This is a genomic window from Modicisalibacter ilicicola DSM 19980 (genome assembly GCF_900128925.1).
GTDB lineage: Bacteria > Pseudomonadota > Gammaproteobacteria > Pseudomonadales > Halomonadaceae > Modicisalibacter > Modicisalibacter ilicicola.
Map to the genome: position 1 here is coordinate 320,916 of NZ_FQUJ01000002.1, position 24,569 is coordinate 345,484.

General features: G+C 63.5%; 23 protein-coding genes. 11 read left to right on the forward strand and 12 right to left on the reverse strand.

Annotated features, from left to right (window positions below; genetic code table 11):
* Positions 1-149: 149 nt before the first annotated feature.
* Both BUA41_RS01540 and BUA41_RS01545 read right to left on the reverse strand, forming a co-directional pair.
* Positions 150-1,553, reverse strand: a complete 1,404-nt coding sequence (locus tag BUA41_RS01540; protein ID WP_072819006.1) for an MFS transporter — start codon at positions 1,551-1,553, stop codon at positions 150-152.
* Positions 1,554-1,736: 183 nt separating this feature from the next.
* Positions 1,737-2,384: a class I SAM-dependent methyltransferase gene (locus BUA41_RS01545; protein WP_139249026.1), complete on the reverse strand. Its 648-nt coding sequence runs from the start codon at positions 2,382-2,384 to the stop codon at positions 1,737-1,739.
* Positions 2,385-2,418: 34 nt separating this feature from the next.
* On the opposite strand from BUA41_RS01545, the gene BUA41_RS01550 reads away from it, so the two are divergent.
* From BUA41_RS01550 to BUA41_RS01580, 7 genes are all read left to right on the forward strand, one after another.
* On the forward strand, positions 2,419-2,802 hold the full coding sequence (locus BUA41_RS01550) for a VOC family protein (protein ID WP_072819011.1): 384 nt from the start codon (positions 2,419-2,421) through the stop codon (positions 2,800-2,802).
* Positions 2,803-2,830: 28 nt separating this feature from the next.
* The gene (locus BUA41_RS01555; protein ID WP_072819013.1) at positions 2,831-3,766 is read left to right on the forward strand and encodes a lysophospholipid acyltransferase family protein; all 936 of its coding nucleotides are present in this window, start codon (positions 2,831-2,833) and stop codon (positions 3,764-3,766) included.
* 58 nt (positions 3,767-3,824) lie between these two features.
* Positions 3,825-5,081 (forward strand): PQQ-dependent sugar dehydrogenase, encoded by a 1,257-nt coding sequence (locus BUA41_RS01560; protein WP_072819016.1) that lies wholly within the window; start codon positions 3,825-3,827, stop codon positions 5,079-5,081.
* A 61-nt stretch (positions 5,082-5,142) separates the two neighbouring features.
* A complete protein-coding gene (locus tag BUA41_RS01565; RefSeq protein ID WP_072819436.1) occupies positions 5,143-5,496 on the forward strand; it encodes a DUF4870 family protein in 354 nt (117 codons plus the stop codon).
* Positions 5,497-5,555: 59 nt separating this feature from the next.
* Entirely contained in the window at positions 5,556-6,221 is a 666-nt protein-coding gene (tenA, locus tag BUA41_RS01570) for a thiaminase II (protein WP_072819018.1), read from the forward strand.
* Positions 6,222-6,354: 133 nt separating this feature from the next.
* Positions 6,355-7,410, forward strand: a complete 1,056-nt coding sequence (locus BUA41_RS01575; protein ID WP_245791825.1) for a L,D-transpeptidase family protein — start codon at positions 6,355-6,357, stop codon at positions 7,408-7,410.
* Positions 7,411-7,481: 71 nt separating this feature from the next.
* Positions 7,482-8,606, forward strand: coding sequence for an aminotransferase class V-fold PLP-dependent enzyme (locus BUA41_RS01580; protein WP_072819022.1), 1,125 nt, complete (start codon positions 7,482-7,484; stop codon positions 8,604-8,606).
* A 56-nt stretch (positions 8,607-8,662) separates the two neighbouring features.
* Here the strand turns inward: BUA41_RS01580 and BUA41_RS01585 are convergent, their stop codons facing one another.
* From BUA41_RS01585 to cyoA, 6 genes are read right to left on the reverse strand one after another with little or no spacing between them, the layout of a single operon-like run.
* Positions 8,663-9,235, reverse strand: a complete 573-nt coding sequence (locus tag BUA41_RS01585; RefSeq protein ID WP_072819025.1) for a YceI family protein — start codon at positions 9,233-9,235, stop codon at positions 8,663-8,665.
* A gap of 46 nt (positions 9,236-9,281) precedes the next feature.
* Complete coding sequence (gene cyoE / locus BUA41_RS01590; protein ID WP_072819027.1) at positions 9,282-10,259, reverse strand: heme o synthase; 978 nt, start codon at positions 10,257-10,259, stop codon at positions 9,282-9,284.
* The gene (cyoD, locus tag BUA41_RS01595; protein ID WP_072819029.1) at positions 10,217-10,549 is read right to left on the reverse strand and encodes a cytochrome o ubiquinol oxidase subunit IV; all 333 of its coding nucleotides are present in this window, start codon (positions 10,547-10,549) and stop codon (positions 10,217-10,219) included. Before cyoD ends, cyoE begins: the two co-directional genes overlap by 43 nt.
* Before the next feature lies 1 nt (position 10,550).
* Positions 10,551-11,165: a cytochrome o ubiquinol oxidase subunit III gene (locus BUA41_RS01600; RefSeq protein ID WP_072819031.1), complete on the reverse strand. Its 615-nt coding sequence runs from the start codon at positions 11,163-11,165 to the stop codon at positions 10,551-10,553.
* A gap of 2 nt (positions 11,166-11,167) precedes the next feature.
* On the reverse strand, positions 11,168-13,150 hold the full coding sequence (gene cyoB, locus BUA41_RS01605; protein ID WP_072819034.1) for a cytochrome o ubiquinol oxidase subunit I: 1,983 nt from the start codon (positions 13,148-13,150) through the stop codon (positions 11,168-11,170).
* Between the two features lie 4 nt (positions 13,151-13,154).
* Complete coding sequence (gene cyoA, locus BUA41_RS01610) at positions 13,155-14,066, reverse strand: ubiquinol oxidase subunit II (protein WP_072819036.1); 912 nt, start codon at positions 14,064-14,066, stop codon at positions 13,155-13,157.
* 429 nt (positions 14,067-14,495) lie between these two features.
* On the opposite strand from cyoA, the gene BUA41_RS01615 reads away from it, so the two are divergent.
* Entirely contained in the window at positions 14,496-15,104 is a 609-nt protein-coding gene (locus tag BUA41_RS01615; RefSeq protein WP_072819039.1) for a class I SAM-dependent methyltransferase, read from the forward strand.
* A gap of 99 nt (positions 15,105-15,203) precedes the next feature.
* Here BUA41_RS01615 and BUA41_RS01620 read toward each other — a convergent pair whose 3' ends face one another.
* The gene (locus BUA41_RS01620) at positions 15,204-15,419 is read right to left on the reverse strand and encodes a CsbD family protein (protein ID WP_072819042.1); all 216 of its coding nucleotides are present in this window, start codon (positions 15,417-15,419) and stop codon (positions 15,204-15,206) included.
* Between the two features lie 324 nt (positions 15,420-15,743).
* On the opposite strand from BUA41_RS01620, the gene BUA41_RS01625 reads away from it, so the two are divergent.
* Positions 15,744-16,526, forward strand: a complete 783-nt coding sequence (locus BUA41_RS01625; RefSeq protein WP_072819045.1) for a J domain-containing protein — start codon at positions 15,744-15,746, stop codon at positions 16,524-16,526.
* The gene (locus tag BUA41_RS01630; RefSeq protein ID WP_072819048.1) at positions 16,510-16,929 is read left to right on the forward strand and encodes a hypothetical protein; all 420 of its coding nucleotides are present in this window, start codon (positions 16,510-16,512) and stop codon (positions 16,927-16,929) included. The genes BUA41_RS01625 and BUA41_RS01630 overlap by 17 nt, the downstream gene beginning before the upstream one ends.
* A gap of 20 nt (positions 16,930-16,949) precedes the next feature.
* Here BUA41_RS01630 and BUA41_RS01635 read toward each other — a convergent pair whose 3' ends face one another.
* The 3 genes from BUA41_RS01635 to BUA41_RS01645 all read right to left on the reverse strand — a co-directional run bounded on the left by BUA41_RS01635 (position 16,950) and on the right by BUA41_RS01645 (position 23,769).
* Positions 16,950-19,241, reverse strand: coding sequence for a mechanosensitive ion channel family protein (locus tag BUA41_RS01635; protein ID WP_084671028.1), 2,292 nt, complete (start codon positions 19,239-19,241; stop codon positions 16,950-16,952).
* 110 nt (positions 19,242-19,351) lie between these two features.
* Positions 19,352-22,525 carry an efflux RND transporter permease subunit gene (locus tag BUA41_RS01640; RefSeq protein WP_072819050.1) on the reverse strand — a complete coding sequence of 1,058 codons (3,174 nt, stop codon included), beginning with the start codon at positions 22,523-22,525 and terminating at the stop codon, positions 19,352-19,354.
* A complete protein-coding gene (locus BUA41_RS01645; RefSeq protein WP_072819053.1) occupies positions 22,522-23,769 on the reverse strand; it encodes an efflux RND transporter periplasmic adaptor subunit in 1,248 nt (415 codons plus the stop codon). Before BUA41_RS01645 ends, BUA41_RS01640 begins: the two co-directional genes overlap by 4 nt.
* Before the next feature lie 124 nt (positions 23,770-23,893).
* Between BUA41_RS01645 and BUA41_RS01650 the strand changes: the two genes are divergently transcribed.
* Positions 23,894-24,529 (forward strand): TetR family transcriptional regulator, encoded by a 636-nt coding sequence (locus tag BUA41_RS01650; RefSeq protein WP_072819056.1) that lies wholly within the window; start codon positions 23,894-23,896, stop codon positions 24,527-24,529.
* Positions 24,530-24,569 lie beyond the last annotated feature (40 nt).

The following is a 24,569-nucleotide window of genomic DNA, read 5'->3' on the forward strand; positions in this document are numbered from 1 at the left end:
GGGGTTGAAGAATATCGCCGATGGTAGATTCCCTGTCGTCCATTAGCCATTAACCAAACGCCTTACCCCAGGATGAAGGCGAGGGAACGCAAGGCACCCGGCGAGTCGGTTCCGCACGCCGGGTGTCTCGTTGCCGTCACCATCGACGATCAGGAAGGTGTCCGATCATGGCGTTCGGCCCCGGGCATCGCGCCCGCCTCGGCATCGACATCGAAGTAGGTGATCGGGGCATCCTCTTCCCGGGGCGGCCCGACCAGCGGCTCGGCGACCTCGACCTCGGGCACGACCCGGGAAAGATCCTCGTGATGCTCGTGCTCGATGGCACCCTGGAGCAGTTCCTCGGTGACGTTGAGCTCGGCGCCGATCACCGTCATCGGTGCATTGGCGGTAAACGGTGCCGCCGGGATCGGTGCCGGGCGCACGCTGCGTCGCCAGATAAAGAACAGCACCAGGAAGACCCCCAGGCCGCCCAGGGACCAGAACAGCCCTTCGTCGCCGAGCACGCTCATCACCGGCGTGATCAGCGGCGGGCTGATCGCCGAGCCCAGGGCGTTGATCAGGAGCAGCCCCTGACTCATGCGCACCAGGGCGCCGGCCGGCGCGCGGTCCGCGGCGTGACTGACCGCCACGGGGTAGAGGGCAAAGACGCCCCCGCCCAGCAGGAACAGCAGTCCGGCCAGCAACCACTGCCCGCTCGGCAGCAGGAGCATGCCTAGGGAGATCAGCGCAAAGAAGGCGCCGATGAGGATCAGCACCAGCTGGCGATCGTGACGATCCGACCAGCGACCGATGGGGTACTGCAGCAGCATGGCACCCAGCACCATCACCGCCATCATCTGGCCGATTTGCTGCACCGTCAGGCCGAGGCTATGCAGATAGAGCGGCAACAACGCGTAGACCGCCGCCACGGCCAACCCCGAACCGAAACTCGCCATCACCCCGGTCGGGGTCATGGTGATCAGCCGATGCGGCGGCAAGGGTTCGGCGTGTTCGATCAGCGGCGACACCCGCGGGATCATCGCCATGGGCAACACCGACAGCGAGGCCAGCATGCCTACCAGCATGAACGGCGCCGTGGGGCTCATGGCATCGGTCACTCCCAGCAGCAACTGACCGATGACGCCAGCCGCGTACAGCGAGATCATATACAGTGCCAGCAGACGCCCGCGTACCTTCTGGTCCCCGGAGGTCAGCAGCCAGCTTTCGATGACCAGATAGACCCCCACGGTCGCCCAGCCCCCCACCAGGCGCAGCACGAACCAGGCCTGGGGGTTCAGCCACAGGCCTTGCAGCAGTACGGTCACCGCCACCAGGGAGGCGAAGCTGCCGTAGGCACGGATATGACCGATACGCAGCAGCATGCGATCGTTGAACACCGCCCCAAAGGCCAGGCCGATGAAGTAGGCCGAGGAGATCCAGCCGATCGTCACGGCGGATTCGCCGGCAGCATCGAGCCTCAGGGTGATCAGCGTGGCGAGAAATCCGTTGCCGATCGCCAGAATGAACAGGCCCAGCAACGGGGCAAGCGCCATGGCCAACAGCTGCCGCGACATGGATAGGAAGACCTCGGGATCAGTGCATCTGGAATACGTGCCCTCGCCGGTTCGACGCTGGCGGGTTGGCGTGTCGCGCGGGAATATACGCCGGCTCACAGGGTTTTACAAAGCTTTTGAGGGGGCCATTGTAATGCCCCCGCTCAGGCGATGGATGGCGCGAATAGCGTAGCAAAACCCGCGCTATTGTTTTTGCATCAGCACGACATCCGCGGCGGGAAACACGACTCGCATGTCGAGACATGTCGCCAGCCAGCGGAAGCTTGCCTCGCTGAAGAAACTGACATGGGTCGGATCGAGAATGTAATGCCAATCGGCGAAGGCCTCCCGGGAGGCCACTCGCTTGGTCATCAGTCCCAACCAGCCGCCGGGAGAGAGCCGCCCCGCCAGATCCTCGATCACCTGTCCCGGCGCGGCCAGATGCTCGACCACTTCGGTGGCGGTGATGAAGTCGTAGCGCCCCTCGAGCACACGACGGTCCGGTGCATAGAAGATGTCGTAGAGGGCCATCGGGTGTCCGGCTTCCTCCAGCATCACCGAGAGTGTCGGGCCCGGGCCGCAACCGAAATCCAGGCCACGAGCGCCTGGCGGCAAGTGTTCGAGCAGGGGCACGGTCAGACGCGACAGGAAGCGCCGGTAGCCCGTATCTCGAGGCGAGTTCCGGTGGCAGTCGTAGACCGCCTTTTCGGCATCGGCCGCGAGGTGCTGGTGACGGGCCACGAAGACCAGCGTGCAACGGTGGCACTGCCAATAGTCGCGGCGCCGATCCCGATGGTAATGGCTGACACCCTGGCCCCCGCACAGAGGGCACGACAGCGGCGTGGTCGACATCGTATCCTTCCGGTAAACGACAACGGAGCACATCATGTTAACCGGCTTGGACCATCTGGTCGTCACCGTTACCGACATTCCCCGTGCAGTAGACTTCTATACTCGCGTGCTGGGGCTCGAAACCCGCTATCGAGACCCCGAACGAGTCGATCTCATGCTTGGGGACATGGCCCTGCGACTGCACCAGACCGACACGCCGGCCAGCTTGAAGGCTGACCGTCCGACGCCGGGCAGCCTCGACCTGTGTGTCAGGAGCGTCCTGCCCCTGGAGCAAGTGCAGGCTCATCTCGATACCCTGGGCGTCCCCCTCGAGGCGGGCCCTACCCCGCGTCAAGGCGCCAACGGCCTCATCACCTCGCTCTATCTCCGCGATCCCGACGGCAACCTGATTGAAATCTGCCGGCCTCATCGTGGATGATGGCCACTTTTACCGATCACCCGATTTCATGAGCAAGAAGACGCCCGTCTCCAGATTCCGTGCCAAGGCCATTGCCCTGCTCTGGCGGGTGCTGGCCGGGCGCTCGCCGAGCACATTGTGGCGCCTGGCACGGCTGCTCGGCCCCCTGGTCTATCGGTTCAGCCGCCGCGAGCGCCACGTGACCGACGTCAATCTGCGCGATGTCTTTCCCGATCTCGACCGGGGTCAGCTGCATGCTCGCGGACGATCGAGCCTGGTTCACTCCACCGCCACCATGCTGGAACTGGGCTTCGCCTGGATGGCCGAGCCGCGCCGGGTCGAGGCGTCGATTCTTGCGGTTCACGGGCGCGAGCTTCTCGACGAAGCGAGGGCCGAAGGGCGTGGCGTGATCGTGCTGGCCCCCCATTTCGGCAACTGGGAAGTGCTCAACTTCTGGCTCTCCGGCCATTTCCCCTTCACCGCCATGTACGACCCCCCCAAGATCGCCGAACTGGAACCGATCATTCGCCACGGGCGCGAACGCATGGGCGCGACGCTGGTGCCCACCAACTCCCGCGGCGTGGCCTCTCTGCTCAAGACGCTCAAGCGTTCCGAGGCGGTGGGCATCCTGCCGGATCAAGTGCCCAGCTGGGGGAGCGGGGTTTTCGCCGATTTCTATCACCGTCCCGCTTATACCGCCACCCTGCTGCCCAAGCTGGTCGCCCGCACCCAGGCCCGGGTCGTCACCGGCGTGGCCAGGCGTATCGAAGGGCGCGGCTTCGAGATCCATTTCCTCGCCGCCGACGAGCGCGTCTACGCCAGCGATGAAGCCATTTCAGCGCGCGGCGTCAATGCCAGTGTCGAAGCGGCCATCGCCCTCGCCCCGGCGCAATACCAGTGGGAATACAAGCGCTATCGCAAGACGCCGGAACAGGAGCAGAACCATCCCGAGCATCGGAAATTTCGCCTTTACAGGAAACTGTAGCGACTCTTCAGTGCCCCGCCTGTCTACACTGGGGACACGGATTCAAGGAGTCGAAACCATGCGTATTTCCTTTCATTCTGTACAAGACCCGGTCCTGGTGGCACTCGCAATGTCGATCCTGGCGCTGGCCCTCTCCTCCACTGCTCGTGCTCAACCGGGCGAGGAGCTGAATCGGGTCGACGTCGCCGGTACCAGCCACCAGCTGAGCGCCCCGCCGGGGGCGACCGTCACCAAGCTCGTCGACCTGGAGGCGCCGCGCCTGATCACTCTGGGGCGAAACGGCGAGATGTTCATCGGCAGCGATGCGGACAAGGTCTATCGACTGACCCCGCCCTATCAGGATGCCCAGGTTCTGGTCAGGCTCGAGGACTACCCCCACAGCGTGGCCCAGCGCGACGACAAGCTTTATGTCGCCACCACCGATGCCTTGCTGGTGGCCGATTATCAGCCCGGCGGCACACTCGCCTCTGGCGATTTCGAGAGCCTCGCCCGTATTCCCGGCGGCGGCGGGCACAACTCCCGCACTCTGGTGGTGGGGCCCGATGACCGGCTGTATCTCTCCCTGGGCATCCAGGGCAACTGCTCGGATCAGTATATCGGCGAGGACTATCGCTTCGAGAACCGGCGCGGAGGCATCATGGTGCTTGACGAAAGCGGCGAGACGCCCCGGTGGCAGCCCTACGCGACCGGCTTGCGCAACCCGATCGGACTGGCCTGGGACCATCAGGGCACGCTGTACGCCACCAACAACGGGCCGGACCACTGGGGCTACGAAGAGCCGCGCGAGGTACTGGTGCGGGCCGAACAAGGAAGTTTCTTCGGCATGCCCTGGTTCCAATGGGTGGATGGCCAATACCGGCAGGACGACTGCATCGCCGGTGAATCACCCCGTCCGGCAAGCGAGATCAACACACCGGTGGCCACCTTCCCTGCGCGTAGCGCCCCCATGGGGCTGGATTTCGTGCCCGAAGGGAGCGAATTGGGTCTAGACGCGGCCGCCGCGGTGCATGGCAGCTGGGCCACGAAGCCGCGGGGCGGCGCCTCGGGAGACCCGGCGACACGCCGCGAGCCCCTGATCGCCGGCATCACCCTGACGGGCCCGGACAGCGGGCGAATCCAGACGCTGCTGACCGGCTTCCAGGATGCCCAGGGCAATCGCTGGGCGCGCCCGGTCGGCATCGTCTTCACGGAAGACGGTGTGCTCTACTTCACCTCGGACACCGGCGAGACGGGCCTTTACCGGGTAACCTTCGAGGAGGGCGAGATGCCGATGGGGGCACTGCTCAGCAAGCCGGACGACAAGCGTGGAGAATGACCCTCGAACCGAAGGCGATAGAATGGGAAACTGTGCCCAGCTATTGCCTTCGGAGTTCGCGATGTCAACGTCCCCGGTCGTTTCGAAAGACGAGATCACTGTCCCCCAGATCATCTATGTGCTGTATCTGGCGGGTCTGCTTACCGCCAATGTCACCCTGCTGATCGGCGTGATCATGGCCTATGTCTACCAAGGCGATGCCGCCCCCTGGCTGCGCGAGCACTATCGCTACCAGGTTCGCACCTTCTGGATCGGCGTGCTCTACTCGCTCATCGCCTTCGTGCTCAGCCTGATCGTGGTCGGCATACTGATCTGGCCACTCTTGATGATATGGCTGATCGTGCGTTGCGTCATCGGCCTGCGCGACCTGCGCCGCGGCCAGCCGCCGGCCAATCCAGGAAGCTGGCTTTGGTAGCGCCACGGCGCCAGTCGATTCCCACGGTACCCCTTGTTCGCTCCCGTCCTGGAGACCCCATGAGTTATCGCTTCGACGACCTGAAGCACGCCTGTCACGGTGACTGGCGTGCCTATATCGAGCACGACTTCGTGCGCCAGCTGGGGGCCGGCACCCTCGAGGCGGCCGCGTTTCGCCACTACCTGCAACAGGACTACCTGTTCCTGATCCACTTCGCCCGGGCCTATGCGCTCGCCGTGTACAAGAGCCGCAACCTGGCCGAGCTGCGTCATGGCTTTTCGGGGCTCAAGACCATCCTCGACGTGGAACTCGACCTGCATGTGGACTACTGCAGGCAATGGGACATCACCGAGGATGACCTGGCACGCTTGCCGGAGGCCAGGGCCACCCTGGCCTATACCCGCTACGTGCTCGACACCGGCCTGCGCGGTGACCTGCTGGACATGCACGTGGCGCTGGCCCCGTGCCTGATCGGCTACGGCGAGATCGCCGGCTGGCTCGAGGCGCAACCCTTCACCCAGCGGGACGGCAACCCCTATGGCGACTGGATCGCCATGTACGCAAGCACGGCGTTCCAGCAGGCCATGCGCGACGAGGTCGCCTGGCTGGATGCACGACTGGCGACGGTTACCGAGGCACGTTTCGAGGAACTCGCCACCATCTTCCGCGATGCCACGCGCCTGGAAATCGACTTCTGGCAGATGGGACTGGATCGCTCGCTGTGACGTGAGTTCACCGGCATTGGACCCGACCGGCCGAGTAGTTTACTTTACACGCCCCCGGACATCGTTCCTCACCAACAGCCAACAGGACAGGTCACGACAGATGCGCGCAGCACGACAGGTAACGGGAATCTGGATGGCCCTTGTCATGCTGGCGATGCCTCGCCTGCTGGTGGCCCAGGACGACTTGCCCCAGGGGCATCATCCGCTCCCCGAGGAGGGCGACATCGTCGGCCAGATCAAGACGGTCACGGCCACCCAGGGAGACACCCTGATCGATCTCGGGCTGAGCCATGGCCTGGGCTACAACGCGGTCACCGAGGCCAACCCGGAGACGCGCATCTGGTTGCCCGGCGAAGGCACCCAGGTGTTGCTGCCCACGCGCTTCATTCTCCCTCCCGGGCCTCGAGAGGGCATCGTCATCAATCTCGCCGAGCTGAGACTCTATTACTACCGGCCCGCCAGCCCCGGGGCGCCGCCCAGGGTCGAAACCTACCCGATCGGCATCGGTCGCATGGACTGGAAAACACCGCTCGGCACGACCAAGATCACGGCCAAGCTGGAAAACCCCACCTGGTATCCTCCGGCAAGCATCATTGCCGAACACGCCGAAAGGGGCGAAGAACTCGACCGGGTCGTGCCTCCCGGGCCCGACAACCCGCTGGGCGAGTACGCGATGATACTGGACATCCCCGGCTATCTGATTCATGGCACCAACAAGCCGGACGGTGTCGGCATGCGTGTCTCCCATGGCTGCATTCGCATGCTCTCCGGTGATATCGAAGACCTGATTTACCGGGTGCCGAAGGGCACCGAGGTCCGATTGATCAATCAACCGGTCAAGTTCGGCTGGACGCCCCGGGGCCTCCTCGAGATGCAGGCCTACCCCGTGCCGGAGGAGTCACCGGAGAAGATGGCCTCACGCATCGCCGACGCCTTCGATACCGCGACCCAGGAGGCCAATGCGAGAGGCTTGCTGGTCGACTACGCACGCCTGAAAGCCGAACTGCAAGGCCCCACCGGCGTCGCTCGCTCCCTGCTGCTGGCCAGCGCCCCGATCACCGTGAAGAGAACCTTCTACGATCGGCTGACGTTGCATCATGCCCTCTACAGCCAGCTCGCGGCCACGGTCGATGCCACGGAGAAGGACGCGGCAGCGAACGTCAATGGCGTGCCCGTCGAAGAGCGCTAGATGCCGGCTGGTTACCGGCCAGGATTACGCTTATCCTGGCGCTAGCGTTCCATTCATTCGGAGGAGAAAAAATGCCCGGCTTGCTGCCCGATGTCGATCCCGACGGCCTGCTCGAATATTCGGTGGTCTATACCGACCGCTCCTTGAATCACATGTCCCAGGCCTTCCAGGGCGTCATGCGGGACATCTCGAGCACCCTCAAGCAGGTCTACAATGCCGAGACCGCGGTCATCGTGCCCGGCAGCGGCACCTTCGGCATGGAGGCGGTGGCGCGTCAGCTCGCTCAGGGCAAGCACTGCCTGGTGATTCGCAACGGCTGGTTCAGCTATCGCTGGACCCAGATCTTCGAGATGGGCGACATCCCTGCCAGCGCCACGGTGATGAAGGCACGCCGGCTCGCCCAGGAGAGCCAGGCGCCTTTCGCCCCTGCCCCCATCGAGGAGGTCGTGGCCACTATCCGGGAGCAGAAGCCGGATCTGGTGTTCGCTCCGCATGTCGAGACCGCGGCGGGGATGATCCTGCCCGAGGATTATCTCGGCCAGGTGGCGCAAGCGGTCCACGAGGTGGGTGGACTGTTCGTGCTGGATTGCATCGCCTCGGGCACGCTATGGGTGGACATGCAGGCCACCGGTGTCGATGTATTGATCAGTGCGCCCCAGAAGGGCTGGAGCGGTTCGCCCTGCTGCGCCATGGTGATGCTCAGCGAACGCGCCCGGGAACGGGTCGAGACCACCCGCAGCAGCAGCTTCGCCGCCGACCTGCGCAAGTGGCACGAGATCATGCAGGCCTACGAGAACGGCGGCCATGCCTACCATGCCACCCTGCCGACGGACGGCCTGACCCGTCTGCGCGACGTGATGCAGGAGACCGAGGCCTACGGATTCGACAAGGTGCGCGACGAGCAGTGGGAACTGGGCGACCGGGTGCGGGCCATGCTGGCCGATCACGGCATCAGGAGCGTGGCGGCGCAGGGCTTCCAGGCCCCGGGCGTGGTGGTGAGCTATACCGATGACCCGGGCATTGCCGGCAAGTTCGCCCGGCACGGGCTCCAGGTCGCCGCCGGGGTGCCGCTGATGTGCGACGAGGGCGATGACTTCAGAACCTTTCGCATCGGACTCTTCGGTCTCGACAAGCTGCATAATGTCGAGCGCACGGTGGAGAAGCTGGAGCAGGCCCTTGGCCAGATCGAACGTTGAGGAATCACTGCATAAATGCCTACACGAACGAATTGCCGCGACACGCCATCGCGGCGCTACTTCCTGCGCTCCAGGGTCAGATCCACCACCACCTCCACCGGATAGGCGACGGTATCGTCGTCGGCCCACTCCCCCTGACCGATATCGAAATGCCGGCGATTCAGGGTCACGCGCCCCTGCATGAAGGCACGATCGCCTTCGGTTCGCCATTCGAACGGCAAGGTGATCTCCCGCTCGACACCGCGCAAGGTCAAGGTGCCCACGGCCTCGAACGGGGCATCGTCACCCTCGCGAATCGTGGAAGTGACATAGGTCGCCCTGGGAAAACGCTCGAAGAAGAACCACTCCTCGTCGGGCAGCAGGTCGTTGCGCTGAGAGTTGCCGGCATCGATGCTGGTCACGTCGACGGTGACGTCGAAGCGGCTCTCGTCCAGGGCATCTTTCGAGAAGCGCATCTCGGCATCGAACTCGGCGAACTCGCCCTCGAACGCTTCGCCTTCCTGAGTGGCGATGAAGCCCAGCCGGCTCTCGTCGTGCTGGATGGCCCAGGCACCGGGTGCCGCCTGGACCGCGGCGAACGCTAGCGCCAGATAGAGACCACCTGCACCCACCACCCATCTGTAACCCATGGCATCCGACCCCTTTCCTGCAACGAGTTTCAACTAGACGCTTTTGCTACCCGGAAGTTCGCAGCAGCGCGAGAGCCCGGTAGGAAGCATCGGCCAGCTGGTCATCGGCGAAGGACAGGCCGAAATCGACCACCATCATCAGGCTCAGGACCATGACCATCACGATGGAAAAGGCGAACTGCCGCCTCGCCCAGGCCTCGTCGTCGTCCCGGCGATAGCCGGACAGGGCGAGATGGAGCCAGTAAAGGCTCGTTCCCCCGGCCACCACCAGATAGCCATGTCCCGCGTGCCCCGTCAGCGACAGCAGCACTGTCGCCGCCGCGAAGGCGACGATGTAGCGCACGATGGCGCGCTTGGCCGCCTCGATCCCCTTCTCGACGGGCAGCACCGGTATCGAGGCTGCCTTGTAGTCCTCGAGGCGAAAGATGGCGATGGCATAGGAGTGCGGCATCTGCCACAGGCTGAAGATCACGAGCAGGATGGCGGCGCCGAGATCGAACCGATCGGCGGCGGCGCAGTAGCCGATCACCGGCGGCATCGCCCCGGAGAGGCTGCCGATCAGGGTGCCATGCACCGAATGTCGCTTGAACCAGAGGGTGTAGAGGCCGACATAGACGACGATGCCCAGGATGGCGAAGAACGCCGCCAGCGGATTCGCCAGCAGGTAGAGCAGTAGTACCCCGGTGGTGCCGAGCAGCGTGGCATAGACCAGTGCCATCGGCACGGAGATCAGCCCCTGCACGAGAGCCCTGTCCCGGGTGCGGCGCATCCTGGCGTCGATATCCCGGTCGATGACGTTGTTGAACACGCAGCCGGAAGCGATCACCAGGGCCACGCCGAGCAGCGTGGCCAGGAAACGCACCGGCGAGACCGTCGCCTGAGCCGCCAGGAAGAATCCGCCGGTCACCGAGATCAGGTTGCCGAGGATGATGCCCGGCTTGGTGAGGGACAGGAGCGTCCTGAATACCGCGGGATGCGCCGCTAGTTGATCATCGTGTTCAGATGCAGATGATGCATGATCCACAACGAACCTCCCACCACCAGAGCCAATATCGTCACCGTGAAGACGAAGGACATGACGTTCCATCCCTCGTCCGACTTGGTGTTCATGTGCATGAACATGATCAATTGCACGAGAATCTGCAGCACCGCCGTGCCCACGATGATCAATACCGTCACCGGGGTGCTCAGGGCGCCGGTCATCACCGCGGCGAACGGAATCACGGTCAGCACGATGGACAGGATCAGCCCGATCACGTAGGACCGGATGCTGCCATGGCTTGCGCCACCCGGCGCCGTGCGCGAGTCGCTCATATCACAGGGCTCCCATCAGGTAGACGAAGGAGAAGACGCAGATCCAGACGATGTCGAGGAAGTGCCAGAACAGGCTCAGGCACATGATCCGCGGCCGGGTCATGTCGTTCAGTCCCTTGGTGGACAACTGAGCCAGCATCACCAGTATCCAGATCAGGCCGAAGGTCACGTGCAGGCCGTGGGTGCCCACCAGGGTGAAGAATGCCGAAAGGAAGGCACTGCGATCCGGTCCGTAGCCCTCGTGGATCAAGTGCTGGAACTCGTAGACCTCCATGCCCACGAACGCCGCACCCAGCAGGAAGGTGATGCCCAGCCACAGCTTGACCTGCCGAAGCTTGTCCTCGTTCATCGCCAGCACGGCGATGCCATAGGTGAAACTCGAGAACAGCAGCAGAAAGGTCTCGACCAGGATAAAGGGCAGACTGAAGATTTCCTGGGGCGTCGGCCCGCCTGCCGTGCCCCGCAGGAGCACGGCATAGGTGGCGAAGAGCGACCCGAAGATGACCAGGTCGCTCATCAGGTAGACCCAGAAGCCGAAGACCTTCGTGCCCCCGGCATCGTGGTGCTCATGCGCCTCGGCAGACGCCTGGTCATTGCTCATTGTCCGTGTCGTCATGGTTACGCCTGCACCCCCAGCCGTTGTTGGTGTTCACGCTCGATGCGCTCGACTTCCGCGGCGGGCACGTGGTAGTCGATGTCGTCGTTGAAGACACGCAGCAGGAACGTCACGAACAGGCCCACGGCGCTGACGCCTGCCAGCCACCAGATGTGCCATACCAGGGCAAAGCCGAAGACGACGCTCAGCGCCCCCAGGACCGGGCCCGCCACGGTATTCCTGGGCATGTGGATATCCTCGTAGGGCGGCTCGCTCAGATGGGAGTTGGGGCCATTGCGCCGCTTGTCTTCCCAGAAATTGTCGATGCTCGTGACATCCGGGAGATGCGCGAAGTTGTAGAACGGCGCAGGCGACGACGTGGCCCACTCCAGGGTGCGGGCATCCCAGGGGTCGCCGGTCACGTCCGCGTTCTTCCTGCGATCGCGAATGCTGACCACGATCTGGATGATCGTGCAGGCGATTCCTGCCAGGATGACCAGGGCGCCGACCCAGGCCAGCAACAACCATGGCTGCCATTCCGCCTGATCGTAGGACTGCATGCGGCGCACGGCACCGAAGAAGCTCAGCACGTAGAGCGGCATGAAGGCCAGGTAGAAGCCGGTGATCCAGCACCAGAACGAGCGCTTGCCCCACTTCTCGTCGAGGGTGAAGCCGAAGGCCTTGGGGAACCAGTAGGTCATGCCGGCCATCATGCCGAAGACCACACCGCCGATGATCACGTTGTGGAAGTGGGCGATCACGAACAGGCTGTTGTGCAGCACGAAGTTGGCCGCCGGCACGGCCAGCATGACCCCGGTCATGCCACCCAGGGTGAAGGTGATGATGAAGCCCAGGGTCCACAGCACCGGCGAGGTGAACTGCAGGCGCCCGCGGAACATCGTGAACAACCAGTTGAAGATCTTCACCCCGGTGGGAATCGCGATGATCATCGTCATGATGCCGAAGAAGGCATTGACGTTGGCCCCCGCGCCCATGGTGAAGAAGTGGTGCAACCAGACGACGAAGGACAGCAACGTGATGGCGACCGTTGCCCACACCAGCGAGGTGTAGCCGAACAGGCGCTTCCTGGAGAAGGTCGCAATGACCTCGGAGAACACGCCGAACGCCGGCAGGATCAGGATATACACCTCGGGGTGGCCCCAGGCCCAGATGAGATTGACGTACATCATCACGTTGCCGCCAAAATCATTGGTGAAGAAGTGCATGCCCAGGTAGCGATCCAGGGTCAGCATCGCGATCGTCGCCGTCAGGATCGGGAACGAGGCGATGATCAGCACGTTGGCGCAAAGCGATGTCCAGGTGAAGATCGGCATGCGAAACAGGGTCATGCCCTTGGTGCGCATCTTCAGGATCGTGACGAAGAAGTTGATGCCGGTCAGGGTCGTGCCTATCCCGGATATCTGTAACGCCCATATCCAGTAATCCACCCCGACCCCGGGACTGTACTCGATCCCCGAGAGGGGCGCGTAGGCGAGCCAGCCGGTCTTGGCGAACTCCCCCACCACCAGCGACACGTTGACCAACACCACGCCCGCGGCGAACAGCCAGAAGCTCAGGTTGTTCAGAAACGGGAAGGCGACGTCCCGGGCCCCGATCTGCAGCGGCACCACCAGGTTCATCAGGCCGATGACCATGGGCATGGCGACGAAGAAGATCATGATCACGCCGTGAGCGGTGAAGATCTGGTCGTAGTGCTCGGGCGGTAGGTAGCCCGCCGCGCCCCCGGCGGCCATCGCCTGCTGGGTGCGCATCATGATGGCGTCGGCGAAGCCGCGTATCAGCATGACCAGCGCCACCACGAAATACATGATGCCGAGCTTCTTGTGATCGACGGAAGTGATCCACTCCTTCCACAGGTAGGTCCATTTCCTGAAATACGTCAGCGCGCCGACGACGATGAGCCCGCCGATCGCGATGGCGACGGCCACGATCATGATGATCGGGTCGTGATAAGGAATCGCCTCCAGGCCAAGTTTTCCGAACATGATATTACTCCGCTGCCTCTGCGCTCATTCGGGTGTTCTCTTGTCCGCCGTCCTGTTCCCCCGGGTCGCCTCTGCCGGGCTTGCCACCGTGAAAGCTCTGCAGGATCTGCGTGTAGAGCCTGGGGGACACCTCGGAGAAGTACTCGACTGGATGACTCCTGGTGGGTTCCGCCAGCGCCTTGTACTCCTCCGGGAAGAACAGCGTCTTGGACGACTGACGCACCTCCTCGACCCAGGCGTCGAACGCCTCCTCGGAGGTCGCGATGGCGTCGAAGGTCATGCCCGAGAAGCCTGCCCCACTGTAATTGGTGGATCTGCCGTAGTAGGTGCCCGCCTCGTCGGCGATCAGGTTGACGTCATTGTCCATGCCGGCCATGGCATAGATCTGGCTGCCCAGGCTGGGGATGAAGAACGCGTTCATCACCGAACCGGAACTCACCTGGAAATGCACCGGCACATCGGTCGGGAAGGCGACCTCGTTGACGGTGGCGATGCCCTGCTCCGGATAGATGAACAACCATTTCCAGTCCAGCGAAACCGCCTGGATCCTGAGTGGCTCGGCCTCGCTCCTGAGCGGCTTGGCGGGGTCGAGGCTGTGCGACGTGATCCAGGTAAGCCATGCCAGGAAAGCGATGATGACCAGGGGGATGAACCAGACGACCGCCTCGATGGCGGTGGAATGCGCCCAGTCAGGCGTGTAGGTCGCCTGCCTGCTGTGGCGATAGCGCCAGGCAAAGAGCGCCGTCATCACGAACACCGGAATGACCACGATCATCATCAGGCCGAAGGCCGTCAGGATCAGGGTCCGTTGCTCTTCCCCGACTTGTCCCTTGGGGTCCATCAATGCGGCTTCGCACCCGCTGAGCATCAACACCAGCAGAAGCAAGCCAATGAAAGCAAGGTACTTCTTTTTCATTACGCGACCTCTTTCAATCTCGGGGAGCGCCATTCGTATAACAGGATATTTTTTAGCAGGCTAAAAATAAACAAACACCCAATATCGGGTGATCTGTTTCACGAAAGCCTGTTTGGGGTCTGGCTGAAGTTTGAAGCGGCACGGAACGCGCCGGAGACAAGGTCCGAGTATCGGCGATCGCCGATGACCTGCTTGATGAAGACGACCATTGTCATTCCTTGATCAGGCGTCATGAAGAGACGTTTTGCCGCAGCTCCCTCGCCACGAGGATAAAGTGTCGGGTCAGGAGGAAGTAAATACCACCAACCAATCGTTTCACTCTGTGACAAAACGCAAGCCACTGGCAAAGAAGGGGAGGACTTAATCCTTTTCCTGCTTGTCCTGTTGGCCTACTGTAGTAGGACAGGTCTGCCTCAAGGAACAGCACGAATGGAATTCAACAAGCACACAACAAGACGCCCCCTGCCTTCCCTCTCGCAAAACAAGCAATTCTTTTTGTTCGCCAAGAACTTCATCAAGCATCCCAGGATGCTGGGGTCGATCATTCCCAGTTCCCCTTTCCTGGTCAGACGAATGCTGTCGCACATCGACTGGCAGCGGGCACGGGTACTGGTCGAGTATGGACCGGGAGTGGGCACCTTCACCCGGGAGATCCTGCGGCAGATGCATCCCGAGGCGGTATTGCTGGTACTCGAGACCAACGAGGATTTCGTGGCGTTTCTCGAGCAGACCTGCCCGGACCCACGCCTTCAGGTGATCCACGGTTCCGCGGAGGACATTCAGGAAATTCTGGCCGAAAAGGGGCTCGGTGCGGCCGATTACGTGATCGCAGGGATCCCCCTGAGCACCTTGCCAGCCACTACCAAGGACGACATCCTGCGCTCGACCCAGCAGGTCATCGCACCCAGCGGCGCCTTCCTGCTCTACCAGTTCTCGCCGAGCATTCTTCCACACCTGCACAAGACGTTCTCGAGCGTTCAGCGCAACTTCATCCCCCTGAACTTCCTGCCAGCGCATTTCTACCGCTGCAGCCCTTGACGTCGCTTCGGGGCGCTCTGCCGATCCACCGGCTGCAGGCGCAGCATTACAAGCAAGAAGGGGCCGAGGCCCCTTCTGAACGATCAGCGAACCACCTCGTCATCGAGGAGGATTGTTCGTGCTGTCGGCGTCGTGGTTCGAGTCGACGGCATCCTTGAGATTGCCCTTGGCCTGCTTGGCATCACCCTTTGCCGTCTGGGCCTTGCCCTTGGCCTCGGTATCCTTGTCGTCGGTCGCCTTGCCGAGGGCTTCCTTGACCTTGCCCGCCGCCTTGTCGATCAGGCCTTCGGACTTGTCCGTCTTGGAATCTTTCATTGCCTACCTCCTAGTGGTTGCGCCTGGGCTTGCTTGACCGTCGGCAGCGGTGCCGCGACGATCGAAATGGAGCGCTTTTCGCGATTTCCATTCGCTCAGATTCAGCGTAGCAGTATTTCCTGAAAGCAAGAAACACCTCGCCACTTTGCTCCTTCCAACAAGCGTCAGGCGACAGCCGAGGCAGCCTCATGCCGAAGCGTTTACTGGTGTTGATTTTTTTGATATGAGCGCTGCCGACAACCGTGCAACGTATTGGCTATAATCGCCTTCCTAAAGCGATATCACGACGCACAAGCTCACCGTGAAGATCGGTCGGAGTCAGGCATGGCCTCAACACGCTTCTCGCCGTTCGAATTGCTGCTACTGAAAAGCAGGAATCAGACGGACACCGCCGCGCTCTTGCTGCTGGCCTGGGTAGCCGTCAGCAAGGGTAGCCTGTCCCCGGCAGACCGCCAGCGGCTGGGCGATATGGCGGGCAGCCTGCGTCATGGCCACGACCATCGCCTGGTTCTGGATGTTGCCGAAGAGCAGGATCTGCAAGCCATCCAGTTGGCGGCGGAGGTACTCCAGCGTGATCGCTGGGGTGAACGGGCGCTGCCCTTCCTGAGCCAGGCCATCGAACTGACCGTCCAGGATGGCAACCTCGCTGCGGCAAGCTACCACGTGCTCGGCTTCCTGGCCGACCTGCTCGGCGTTGCCCCCCAGCGCTTGAAACAGCTGTTCCTGGAGGTGACCGGCACGCAGTTTGCGTGTTCCGAGGACCCCAGCCGCGCCAGTTACTGGCAGGCTCGAGAGCGCACCTGGCGACAACGCGAGCAGGAACGCCAGCGCGAGCAGCGAGACACGCACCAACAGGAGCGCGCGTCACGGCAAAAGCGACAGGCACCGCCCTTCGGCGACAAGACCCTGCGTGCCCTGACCATCCTCGAGCTCGATGCCAGTGCCACCCGCAGCGAGATCAAGCGAGCCTACCGACGGCTGGCCCAGGCGCATCACCCGGATCGTTTCTTCTCCCGGGGCGAGGGCGATGTGGCGACGGCATCGGTGCGTTTTCAGAAGATCAAGAAAGCCTACGAGTATTTGATGAAAGATGCGCGATTTGTATAAACGCCTGAACATCGGGCCATTCGCTTCCGACGAGGAAGTCGCCACCGCCGTGGAGGCCTGCCAGCACACGGCCCTGAAGAGCGAAGCCCTCGCGGTGCTCAACGTCAAGGCACGTCGCGAGGAGTACGACCGTCTGCATGGTCTGCTGTGCGACATCGGCAGGTTACGTGCCAGGCTGGGACTCACCCACGGGGCGAACTGGCAGGGCGATGTCGCCAACGATTTTTCCCTGAAACCGGATGTCGAACGATCGCGCCACGATCACCTGATGGAAAAGCTGAGCCAGGCGGCGGCGCTGTATGACACCTATCAGCGCTGGCGGCGACACTGCCCCTGGATCGTCGCGGGGGGATTCGCCACCATCACCCTGCTCACCCTGGGCATCGGCTTCCTCTCCCCCTGAGCGCGACCCGAGAGGCGCGCTCACCCCCCTTGAGGGGTGGCCTCGCCCTCCGAGGGGCCACCATGGCCGACCCCCTGCGAGGAAGCGAACGAGCCGCCGGAATGCTGCTCCTCGTCCTGGGGCCTGGAGGCATTCTGCATCACCACGCTCATGCGCGGCATGGCCAGGTCCTGGCCATCCATCTCGAGACGCTGCTTGAGGCGCAGGTTGAAGGCGCGTGCCACGTCCCACTGCATGACGGGGCCGGTACGCAGGCGCACTCGCAGGATCGCCGCCCCCTGATCGAAGCTCTCGATCCCTTGAAGCTCCAGGGGTGACCAGATGTGATGGCGCATCATGGGATCATGACGCAGTTCCTCGGCCACGTCCCGGGCCAGGGCAATGGCATCGTCGATCATCATGTCGTGCGGGACGCGAATGCGGATCAAGGCGATGCCGAACTCCCGGGAGAAGTTCTGGATGCCCTTGATCTGGCTGAAGGGAATGATGTGCACGATGCCATCCAGATCGCGCAGGCGCACGGTGCGCAGGCTGAGTCGCTCCACGGTACCCATGTGGCCGCCCACGTTGACGAAGTCGTCGATCGACAGGGAATCCTCGATCAGGATGAACAGGCCGGTGATCAGGTCCTGAACCAGAGTCTGGGCACCGAAGCCGATGGCCAGACCGATGACACCGGCACCCGCCAGCAGTGGCGTGACGTTCACCCCCAGGTTGGCGAGCCCGACGATGGCGGCGATGACCACGATGGTCACGAAGACCACGTTGCGGATCATCGGCGTGATGGTCTGGGCCCGGGTGTTGTAGGCGCGCCGGCCCCGGATGCGAGCCGAGGTGTTCAGCGCGCGCTGGATGCCCGTGTCGGCGACGATCCAGATCAGCCAGGCGAGCATGATGGTCAGCCCGATGCCCAGCAGGGCGCGGCCGATGCGTGCGCTGATCGCCCCATCCGCGCCGATGCCCAGCAGCGAGAAGCCCCATACCCGCAGCGACAGTTCGGCGAAGACCACCCAGATCACCAGATGTCCCAGCGCATGCCCGAAACGCTCGATTCGGCGACGATACTGGGAAAGGCGCCGGCGATGGACGGCCTTCTCGCCATAGCGGCGCAGCACGCCGGTAAACACCAGCGCCAGCACCAGCAGGGCGGCATTGATAATTGCCCTGGTGAAGGCCCCGTCGGCTTCGCCGCCGGTCACGAAGATGGCCACCAGGGAGGCACCGATCAGCAGCAGCGCCGGCACATGCCAGAGCCGCGCGAGGATGTTGGTCAGGTCGCGCAGGGTGCTCTTGTCGCGGCGCAACGAATAGGGGCGATTGCGAATCAGATGCTCGACGGGCCGCTTGATGCGCAGCACCAGTCTGCCACTGATCAACCCGGCTAGCACGTTGGCAGACGCCGACAGCCAACCGGACAGATCGTTGCCCAGCAGGGTGACCAACCGCTCGCTGTTTGCCGCGTCTCCCAGGGCCGCCAGGGCACCGATGACGAAGAGTCGCTTGAGTGCCTGCTGGCGCAGGATTGCCACCGCCACCCGACGGTGCCCCCGGGTGAAGACCGAGATCACCACCTCGAAGACCGTCGCCAGAAGACGGCCGCACAAGGTGATATAGGCAAGCACCAAGACCGCCGCTCGGGATGGCGCCGGCGCGTTCAACCAGCGCAGGCTGACCAGCATCACCGCGAAGGCCAGGCCCCAGGGCAATGCCTTGCGAAGGAAGTGGCTCGCCAGCAAGCCCGCCCGGGGTTCCGGCGGAAGCACCCGCGGCCAATCGTTGCGCCGGGCAAGGTAGCGCCCCACGCCCATCAGCAGTGTCAGCAGTCCCAGCCAGACCCCCAGCAGCACCGCGGTCTCGACCAGCGCACGAACCAGCTCCGTGCGACTGGTCGAGGCCAGCAACGATTCCACCTCCTGGCCCGCGCGTCTCGAGCGCTGGGCCCAGATATCCAGTGGCGCTCGCCCGGCTTCGGCCTGTTCACCGTAATCGGTGATCGAGTCGGCCAGCGCCCCGAGCAGGCCGGTGCGCTCCTCGCCTTTGTCGGGAGAGACCGATTCGGTGGCCTGACGCAGTTCCTTGAGCCTGGCCAGCAGTTCGCCTCGCTGGGCGTCGTTTTCCAGGGTAGCGATGACCTGATCCAGGGAGTCGCGCAGCGCCCGGGGGTCCTGTTTGGCCTGCTCCTCGCCCTGATTGCCATTGCTCAGCCCGGGGATCGACAACCCCTGGGCCTGAGCGGCGACGGGAAGCGTCATCACCACTGTCAGCATCAAGGCAGTGACGAACGCCCTGCGCCAATTACCGAAAAACGACATGCCAACTCCTGAGGCATCGGAAGAGTCCATCGGATACAGTGCCCATTTAAAGCGATGAAGCCAAGACCCGAGGCCTTGGCTTTGCAGGATGCATCGAGGCACGTCGCTCGCTATGCGTCGGCCGTTCGAGTCGAATCGTCGCCTTCCCGTCTTCCCCGCTTGCGATTCAGCCGCTCGGAAAGCGTCGCGATCATGGTGTAGAACGACGGCACGAAGAAGCTCGCGAGTATCGCCACGGAAACCATGCCCACCGCCACGGTAGTACCGATATGATGACTGCTGGCCTCGCTGGCGCCGCTGGCGATGGCCAGAGGCAAGGTGCCGAAGATGAACGCCAGGGACGTCATGACGATGGGACGAAAGCGCATCTCGGCGGCATGGATGGCCGACTCGCGTATCGACATGGCCTGTTCCTTGCGCTGCAGCTCCGCGAATTCGACGATCAGGATGGCATTCTTGGCCGCCAGGCCGACCACCACCAGCATCCCTACCTGGACGTAGACACTGACGTCCAGGCCACGCAGGGCGATGCCGCCGATGGCACCGAGAAAGGCAAACGGCGTTGCGGTCACCACCGCGAGGGGCAACGACCAGCTCTCGTACTGAGCCGCCAGGATCAAGAACACCATCAGCAGGCCGAAGCCGATGGCCAGGGTCGCCGCGTCACCGGTATTGATCTCCTGATAGGCGGTACCGGTCCACCCCATGCTCCAGCCGTCGCCCAGGGTCTCGTCGACCACCTGCTGCATGGCGTCGATGGCCTGGCCGGAACTGTAGCCCGGCGCGGGACCGCCCTGGAACTGAGCCGCCGTATAGACGTTGTAGCGACTCATCACCGCCGGCGCGGCGACACGCTCCAGGGTGACGAATTCCGCCAGGGGGATGCGCTCCCCGCTACCGCCGCGCACGAAGATGTTGCCGAGATCCTTGCGGGAACGCCGATAGTCGTCCTCGTTCTGGAGATAGACCTGGAAGTTGCGGTTCTGATAGGAGAAGTAGTTGACGAAGCCGTTGCCCAGGGTATTCGACAGCGTGGTATTGAGGGCCTGAATCGACACCCCGTAGCTCAGCGCCTTCTGCTCGTTGATATGGGCGCGGTAGGAGGGCACGTTGGGATTGAAGGTGGTGAACACCCGGGCCAGTTCCTCGCGCTGGTTGGCCGCCTGCATGACCTTGTTGGCCGCCTCGCCCAGCTCTTCCGGGGTGGCGCCCTCCAGGGCCTGCAGGTAACCGGTGAAACCGCCGGTGGTGGAAAGCCCTGGGATGGGCGGCAGGTTGAATGCCCGTATCGAGCCCCCTGTCAGTTCGGCGCCGATCCGGTTCATGCGACCGATGATCTGGGTCGCGGTCAGCTCGCGTTCCGCCCAGGGCACCATGTTGACGAACATCGTCCCCCGGGCGGTATTGACCGAATTCGTCAGCAGGTCGAAACCGGCGATGGCCGAAACGTACTTGACGCCAGGGATATTCTCGACCTCGGCGGCTACCGCCTCGATGTAGTCGGTAGTGCGCGCCACCGAGGCCGCGTCCGGCAGGTTGACCGAGGCCAGGGCGACGGCCTGATCCTCCGGGGGCACCAGGGTCGAGGGGGTACGCTCGTACAGCCAGAAAGAGAAGGCCACCACCGCCACGCTCAGCGCCAGGGCCAGTACCCAGAACCTGACCAGGAAACGCGTCACGGCCATGTAGCCCCGGGTGACCCAGGCAAAGCCCTTGTTGAACCAGCGCCCCGGCGCATGGAGGATGCGCATCGCCCTGGACTCTTCCCGAGGCTTGTGTCTGAGGAAGATGGCCGACAAGGCCGGCGTCAGGGTCAGGGCCACCACCGCGGAAATGGCCACTGAAATGGCGATGGTCAGGGCGAACTGCTGATAGATCTGCCCGGTGAAACCGCCCAGGAATGCCACCGGCACGAAGACCGCCGCCATGATGAAGGAGGTGGCGATGACCGGCCCGCCGACCTCGCGCATGCCTTCGCTGACCGCCTTGCGTATCGAGATCGCTTCATCCTCCTCGAGCAGCCGCTCGACGTTCTCGACCACCAGGATGGCGTCGTCCACGACGATACCGATGGCCAGGATCATCGCGAACAGCGACAGCAGGTTGATGGAAAAGCCCAGGGCGAAGAGCCCGGCGAAGGTACCCACCACGGAAACCGGCACCACGGTCATGGCGATCAGGGTCGAGCGCCAGTTCTGCAGGAACAGGAAGACGATCACCGCGACGATGGCAAAGGCTTCGAAGAAGGTCGCGGTGACCGTCTCGATGGAAGCGTCGATGAACAGGGTGGTGTCGTAGGGGATGACGTATTCCAGCCCCGCCGGGAAGCGCTCGGAGAGTTGCTGCATCGACGCCCTGACCCGCTGGGCGGTTTCCAGCGCGTTGGCTTCCGGCTGCTGGTTGATGATGATCGGCGCCATGGTGGCACCATTGAGCTGGGAATTCACCGCATAGGAGGACGCGCCCAGCTCGATACTCGCCACATCCTTGAGGCGCAGCGACGAACCGTCGGGGTTGGTGCGCAGATAGATCTCGCGAAACTCGTCGGCGCTGGCCAGGCGGCCGCCCGCGGAGATGGTGTAGGTGTAGGCGCGGGGATCGCTCTGAGGCTCCGCGGCAAGGCTGCCCGCGGGCACCTCGGTGTTCTGGGAGCGAATGGCCTCGGCCACCTCCGCGGGGGTCAGGTCGTATTGGGCCAGCTTGTCCGGATCGAGCCAGATGCGCATGGCGAACTGGGCACCGCCCAGCGCCTCGGCGCTGCCCACCCCGGGGAGCCGACGCAGCTCGTCGAGGATGTTGAGCACGGCGTAGTTCTGCATGTAGGTCTTGCTGTACTCGCCATCTGGCGAGCGCAAGGCAATCAGCATGAGGATATTGCTCGAACTCAGCTCGACGTTGACGCCCTGGGCCTGTACCGACTCGGGCAGCTGCGACAGCGCCGACTGCACCCGGTTGTTGACGTTGATGGTGTTGATGTCGCCGTTGGAACCGATCTCGAAGACGACGTTCATGCGCATCATGCCGTTATCGGAGCTGGTCGAGGTCATGTAGATCATGTCCTCGACGCCGTTGATCGCCTCCGCCAGAGGCGCCGCCACGGTCTGGGAAACGGTTTCCGCGTTGGCCCCCGGAAAGGTCGCCTGCACCGTCACCGTGGGCGGCACCACGCTGGGATACTGCTGAATCGGCAAGACGCGCAGGGCCATCGCCCCGACCAGCAGGATGATGATGGACAGGACGGTGGCAAAGATCGGTCGCTTGATGAAGAAGTCGGAGAAATTCATTCGTTGTTTTCCTGCCCCTCGCTGGAACCCGAGGCAGCCTGCCGGTCATTGCCCCGGCCTGGCTTCGAGGGGTGTTCCTTCTGCGCGGAGAGCTCCGCCGGGTCGCCGGAATAGGGCTGCGGGTCGATCCGGGCGCCCGCCTGGAGGCCGCCCGGATCGCTGACGATGACCCGGTCACCGGGTTCCAGACCATCGGCGATGATCTGCAGCGGCCCCGCCGACTCTCCCAGGGTCACGTTGCGCGCACGCGCTTCGTCATCCTCGTCGAGCACGAACACCTGGGGCCCCATCAGGCCCTGGGTCACGGCGATCTCCGGCACCGCCATGACGTCGTAGCGCTTCATGTTCTCGAGTACCACCCGGACGAACTGGCCCGGCATCAACAGCTCATCCGGATTGTCGAACATGGCGCGGGCCTGCACCGTGCTGGTGTCGTCATCGACCCGGGAGCCGAGGAAATCGAGCTCGCCCTCCAGGGTCTCCAGCTCGCCGTTCCGGATGCCGGGAAAGTCGAGGGTTGCGGTGATCTCGCCCCCCTGCCGGCGCTGACGCCGCAGGTCGAAGGCATCCTCCTGAGGCAGGCTGAAACGCACCTCGACGGGATCCAGGGGCGTGATGGTCGCCAGCTCCGTGCCGACGTCCACCACATTGCCCACGTTGACGTCGCTCAGACTGATCATGCCGGACACCGGCGCTTCCACGTCCGTGTAATTCAGATCCACCTGAGCACTCTCCAGGGCGGCTTCGGCCTGGGCGACATTGGCTCGGGCCATCTGCAGTTCCGCCACCGCCTGATCGCGATCCTGTTCGCTGACCGAATTCTGCTGGAACAGGCGCCGGAATCGCTCGGCTTCGCGTTGCGCGAGGTTGGCTTCGGCCTGGGCGCTTTGCAGGTCGGCCTCGCGCTGGTTGACGGTGGCCCGATAGATATCCGGCTCGATGGTGTAAAGGGGCTCCCCCTCGTCGACCAGCTCCCCAGGCGTGAAATGCCTCTCCTCGAGCAAGCCACGCACCCGGGCGATCACGACGGCCTCCTGCTCGCTGCGCAGCTTGGCGGAATAGGTACGGTCGTAGCCGATGTCGCGACGCTGCATCTCCATGACCTGGGCCTTCCGGGGGGCGGATTGCCGTTCTTGCTGCTGGTCGTTGCCCTGGCCCTCGTCGCCAGCACCGCATCCCGCCAGAATCGTCAGCATCAACAGCACGCCGCTCCCCACCCTGAGTCCGGTTCGCGATGGGAGCATGGGCAACTTTCCTTTAGTTGGCTAAAGAGACAGGCAGCCTAGCACACATACAGGTCTGTATGTAAACGTGGAGCGTTACGTTATGATGTCGCAAAACCGCCATTGCGTGAGGTAGCGTGATCCCATGGCCAGACGTACCAAAGCCGAGGCGGAAGCCACTCGGGAAGCCCTGCTCGACGCCGCCGAGGATCTCTTCTTCGAGCACGGGGTGGCGCGCACGTCCCTCGAGCAGATCGCGCGCCACACCGGCGTGACCCGTGGGGCCATCTACTGGCACTTCAAGAACAAGGCGGATCTTTTCCATGCCTTGCTCGAGCGCGTGCGCATGCCCTTCGAGGAACTCCTCGACGAGGTCGACGAACCCGCCTTGCAGGATGCTCCCCTGGAAGCGTTGCGCCTGGCCTGCCATCAGGGGCTGCGGCGTCTCGAACAGCCCCAGGTGCGCCGGGTGCACGCCATCCTGCTGCACCGCTGCGAATTCTTCAGCGACATCGACCCCCTGGAGATGCAGAACCGCCTGGCCGACGAATGTCGCGGCGAGATGTGCGTGCAGTTCCACAAGGCCCATGAGCTTGACTTGCTGAACCCCGCCCTGACGCCGGAGAAGGCGACGCGCCTGCTGCAATCGACTCTCGGGGGGCTGTTTCACGACTGGTTGCGCGAGCCCGAGCGCTACTCGTTGAGCCACGAAGGCGGCGCCCTGGTCGACACCCTATTCCAGCTCATGAGCCACTCCCCCCAACATAGTTCACATCCGTGATGCTGCACAGCAGCATTGTGTCTACACTGGCAAGACTTGC